This is a genomic window from bacterium (assembly GCA_030654305.1).
Taxonomy (GTDB): Bacteria; Krumholzibacteriota; Krumholzibacteriia; order LZORAL124-64-63; family LZORAL124-64-63; genus PNOJ01.
Map to the genome: position 1 here is coordinate 1 of JAURXS010000377.1, position 4,622 is coordinate 4,622.

Below are 4,622 nucleotides of genomic sequence, written 5' to 3' on the forward strand. Positions count from 1 at the left end.
CACGTCCGGCAGCACCGCCTGCGCGGCGCGGATGCCCACGATGTTCGGCGGGTTGTGCAGGGGCGCCAGGGAGGAGCACTCCTCGAGCGCCGCCATGACGTCGGGCGTGATCATGACGCTGCCGGCGTACTTCTCGCCCGCGTGCACCACGCGGTGACCCACGGCCGCGATCTCGGCGTAGCTGCCGATGACCCCGTGGGCGGGGTCGGTCAGGGCCTCCAGCACGAGCGCGACGGCGGCCTTGTGGTCGGGCACGGGGCGCACGACCACGACGTCGTCGCAGCCGGGCCGCTTGTAGACGTGGTTCCCCTCTTCCAGGCCGATGCGCTCGACCAGGCCCTTGGCCAGCAGGGTCTCGTGGTCCATCTCCAGGAGCTGGTACTTCAGGGAGCTGCTGCCGCAGTTGATGACCAGGACGTTCCTCACCTGTCGCCTCCGGACTTGTCGCTTCCGGACTTGCCGCCTCCGGCCTGCAGCGCGGTGATGGCCGCCACGTTGACGATGTCCGTGGCGCTGCAACCGCGCGACAGGTCGTTGATGGGCTTCGCCATGCCCTGCATGACGGGGCCCACGGCCTCGGCGCCCGCCAGCCGCTGCACCAGCTTGTAGGCGATGTTGCCGGCGTCGAGGTCGGGGAAGATCAGCACGTTGGCGCGGCCGGCGACCGCGCTGCCCGGGGCCTTGCGCTGCCCGATGGCGGCGACCAGGGCGGCGTCGGCCTGCAGCGCGCCGTCGACGGCGAGCTCCGGGGCGCGCTGCGCCAGGATCAGCCGCGCCTGCTCCACCTTGTCGACGTCGGGCCCCGCGCCGCTGCCCTTGGTGGAGTAGCTCAGCAGGGCCAGGCGCGGTTCGAAGCCGCAGAGCGCGCGGGCGGTCGCCGCGCTGGCGACCGCGATGTCGGCCAGCTGGTCGGCGTCGGGATTGGGGTTCACCGCGCAGTCGGCGAACACGATCATGCCGTCCTCGCCCAACTCCCAGGCGGGGTTGACCATCACGAAGCAGCTCGAGACGATCTTGCAGCCGGGCGCGGTGCCGATGGCCTGGAAGCCCGCGCGCAGCACGTCGCCGGTGCTGTTGACCGCGCCGGCGACCATGCCGTCGGCCAGGCCGGCCCCGACCATCAGGGCGCCGCAGAACAGCGGGTCGGCGGCCTGCAGGCGCGCCTCCTCGAGGGTCAGGCCCTTGTGGCGGCGGCGCTCGAAGAGGCGCGCGGCCAGCGTTTCGCGGTCGGGGTGGTCGGCGGGATCGACGACGCGCAGGTCCCCGCCGCGCAGGCCCAGGGCGCCGAGGCGGTCCCAGACGGCGCCCGGGGCGCCCAGCAGCACGACCTCGGCGACGCCCTCGTCGCGCAGGCGGACCGCGGCCTCCAGGGTGCGGTCGTCGCCGCTCTCGGGCAGCACGACGGTCTTGCGCAGGGCGGCGGCGTTGCGGCGGAGCCGGGCGGTGAAATCCATGGCGTTCTCCTCGGGAGGCGCTGTCTTCCAGGCGTTATTCGGCAAACCTCGCTGGCGGTTGAGGGATTGTCAAACCGCTAACATGGGGCGGAATCGCGCGGTGCGGCGTCAGGCCAGCGGCAGGGCCCGCTCGAGGAGCGCGGGGTCGGGCGCGCCGTCCTGGAACTCGGGCAGCCGGTCGATGAGGTCCTGCAGCGTGAACGACTCCCAGAAGGTCTGGAGCCGCTGGTCCAGCAGGACCCAGATGGTGCGGGTGGTGCACTCTTCCGCGCGCACGCAGGTCTCGGGGTGGGGCACGCACTCCACCAGGGGGGTGCGGCCTTCGAGGGCGCAGAAGATCTCCCAGAGCGAGATGTCGCGCGGATCGCGCGTGAGGTAGTAGCCGCCCCGCACGCCCTTGCGGCTGCCGACCAGGCCGGACTTGCGCAGCGAGGAGACCAGCAGTTCGAGGTACTTGCGGCTGATCTCCTGGGTATCGGCGATCGCGCTCAGGGGGACAGGGTCGTCGCCCTTGGTGACGGCGATCTGCAGCAGGGCGCGCAGGCCGTAGCGGACCTTGGTGGTGATTCTCATGCGCGAATCTCCTGGCTCGAGGCGGACCCCTCTCGCCGAACAATAGGAGGCGCGGGGCCGGGGAGCAAGCCCCGACGCCTTGGTCCCCGACGCCTGGGCTTACTTCACGATCTCCGGCACGCTGCCGACCAGCTGCGGCGGCAGGTGCAGGGGCAGCGTCGTGGCCCGCTTGCGCTCGATGTCGTGGTAGACGCGCTCGACCTGGACCGCGGTCAAACCCAGCGCCGTCGCGGCCTCGGTCGCGGGCACGGCGTGGTTCTTCGCCCACAGCAGCAGGTCCATCTCGGCGTAGGGCAGCACGAAGTAGAACTCGTCCTGGCCTTGGGGCAGCGAGTAGGTGTCGGTCGTGGGCACGACCGAGCAGATGTCTTCGGGCAGCTTCAGGTGCCGCGCCAGCGCGTAGACCTGGGTCTTGTAGAGGTGGGCGATGGGCTTGATGTCCGCGGCGCCGTCGCCGTTCTTCACGAAGAAGCCCTGGTCGTACTCCAGCCGGTTGGGCGTGCCCAGGACGGCGTAGTTCAGCCGGTCGGCGTGGTAGTAGTCCATGGTCTTGCGGATGCGCTGCTTGAAGTTCGTGGCGGCGACGATCTGCAGGTAGGCCTGCAGCGGCAGCCGCACCTCGTGCATCGCGCCCTGCGGGTCCTGCACCACCAGCCGGTAGACGTTCATGCGGTCGGAGTCCATCAGGCCGGCCGGCAGGACGATCTTCGACTTCCAGCCCTCGCCGTACTGCGGGAAGACGGAGCGGATGGCCTCGTCGCGCCGCTCGTAGCAGCCGATGGCCCGCAGCGTCGGGGCGATGTCCTCGACCGCGTAGTCGATGCCCAGGTGCTGCGCGAGGCTCTCGCCCAGGCTGCGGCTGCGGGCGCTGGAATCCAGCTCGGGCAGCATCAGGCCGAACACCTTCTTCGGGCCGAGCGCCTTGACCGCCAGGGCGGCGGTGACGCTGCTGTCGATCCCGCCGCTCATCGCCACCACGGCGCCGCGCCGCAGCATCCGCCGCGACACCAGCTCGCGCAGGCGCTCGGAGATCTCGGCGACGGTCTGGTCCAGATCCAGCTGCAGCACGTTGCGGTCGAAAATGCGGTCGAACATGCGGTCGAACATCCGATCATCCCTTTCGAGGGCGGGTACGTCGTGTCACCGTAAACGCAGGCTACCAGGGTAATCGCACGCCCTGCGGGTGTCGACCGGATTCTCCCGGAGCGCCGCTCCGCCCGCGCCGCGCGCGTTATTGACTTGAGCCTGACGCGCACGGGAACGATAATGTCCTTCCACCGGCGCCCCGCGCCGGCCACCGCGGCGACCAAGGCCTCTGCAGCCACTGAGGACGGAGAGCGAGCATGCGCGTCACGAAGCACCTCCACCTGCTGCTGGCGGCCGGCCTGGCCCTGCTGCCGGCGGGTTGCGGCGACGACGAGCCGACCGGCCCGCAGGCGTCCGGGCTGACGGTCCGGGTCGAGCCGGCCCACCTCGCCGCCGCCTGGCAGCTGAGCGGCCCCGACGGCTACAGCCTGTCCGCCGAGGGGGACACGACGCTAGCCGACCTGCCGGTCGGTTCCTACACCCTGGTCTGGCTGGACGTCGCGGGCTGGGTGACCCCGGACCCGGCGTCGACGACCCGGCAACTGGAAGCGGACGGCGCGGCGACGTTCTCCGGCGCCTACCTGCCGGAGATCGGCCCGGCCCTGGTTTCGGTCCCGGCGGGGGACTACTACATGGGCAGCGAGCGCGACGAGCCCGGCCGCAACGACGACGAGCCCGTGGTGCAGTACTTCTTCAACACGGGCTTCCGGATCTCGCGCTTCGAGGTGACCGAGGCGCTGTGGGACCAGGTGATGGGCGGGACCTCCGGCTCGCGCCTGCCGAAAGTCGGCGTGACCTGGTACGAGGCCCTGCTCTTCTGCAACGCCCTCTCGGTGCGCGACGGCCTGACTCCCGTCTACGAGGGTTCCGGCACGCACTGGATCTGGAACCCGCTGAACGACGGCTACCGCCTGCCCCTGGAGGTGGAGTGGGAGTACGCCTGCCGCGCCGGCAGCGCCACCGAACTGGCCAATGGCAGCCTGCAGCACATCGACTGCGAGCCCCTCGACCCGACGCTCGACGCGATCGGCTGGTCCTGCCAGAACTCCGGCTCCCCCGTCCTGCGCGCCCACGAGGTGGGCCTGAAGATGGCGAACGCGTGGGGCCTGCACGACATGCACGGCAACGTGTGGGAGTGGTGCTGGGACAGCTACTACGAGACCGACGCCGACGGCTTCCCGACGGGCGAGTCGCTCGGCCAGGTGAACCGCGGCGGCGCCTTCGACAACTTCGCGCGCTACTGCCGCTCGGCCAACCGGCACTACACGGAGCCGGGGCGGGCCGACGTGCACCGCGGCTTCCGCATTGCCCGATCCGGTGAATAGCTGAAGATCCTCCCTCCACGGGGGCGTCTTTCGGGCTCCTGTGCCAGGAGGGCACAGGAGCCCGATAGCCGAGCGCGCCGGTCACAGGAAGTGACCGGCGCGCGCCCCCCGTGGCGGGAGGATCGTCAGCTATTCCCCGGATCGGGCAATGCGGAAGCCGCGGGGCACGTCGGCCCCCCCCGGC

At 71.1% G+C, this 4,622-nt stretch carries 5 protein-coding genes; 1 reads left to right on the top strand and 4 read right to left on the bottom strand.

Translation table 11 applies throughout. The features are described 5' to 3' along the window. The 4 genes from Q7W29_10830 to nadE form a co-directional block, all read right to left on the bottom strand. A partial coding sequence (locus Q7W29_10830; GenBank protein MDO9172311.1) for an acetate kinase occupies positions 1–426 on the bottom strand: 426 nt, incomplete at its 3' end. Then, a complete protein-coding gene (gene pta, locus Q7W29_10835) occupies positions 423–1,454 on the bottom strand; it encodes a phosphate acetyltransferase (protein ID MDO9172312.1) in 1,032 nt (343 codons plus the stop codon). The genes pta and Q7W29_10830, both read right to left, overlap by 4 nt. Before the next feature lie 108 nt (positions 1,455–1,562). Continuing rightward, entirely contained in the window at positions 1,563–2,027 is a 465-nt protein-coding gene (locus Q7W29_10840; GenBank protein ID MDO9172313.1) for an Rrf2 family transcriptional regulator, read from the bottom strand. A gap of 99 nt (positions 2,028–2,126) precedes the next feature. Continuing rightward, the gene (gene nadE / locus Q7W29_10845; protein ID MDO9172314.1) at positions 2,127–3,134 is read right to left on the bottom strand and encodes an NAD(+) synthase; all 1,008 of its coding nucleotides are present in this window, start codon (positions 3,132–3,134) and stop codon (positions 2,127–2,129) included. 236 nt (positions 3,135–3,370) lie between these two features. Here nadE and Q7W29_10850 point away from each other — a divergent pair, with 236 nt between their 5' ends. Beyond that, positions 3,371–4,438 carry a formylglycine-generating enzyme family protein gene (locus Q7W29_10850; GenBank protein MDO9172315.1) on the top strand — a complete coding sequence of 356 codons (1,068 nt, stop codon included), beginning with the start codon at positions 3,371–3,373 and terminating at the stop codon, positions 4,436–4,438. Positions 4,439–4,622: the final 184 nt, after the last annotated feature.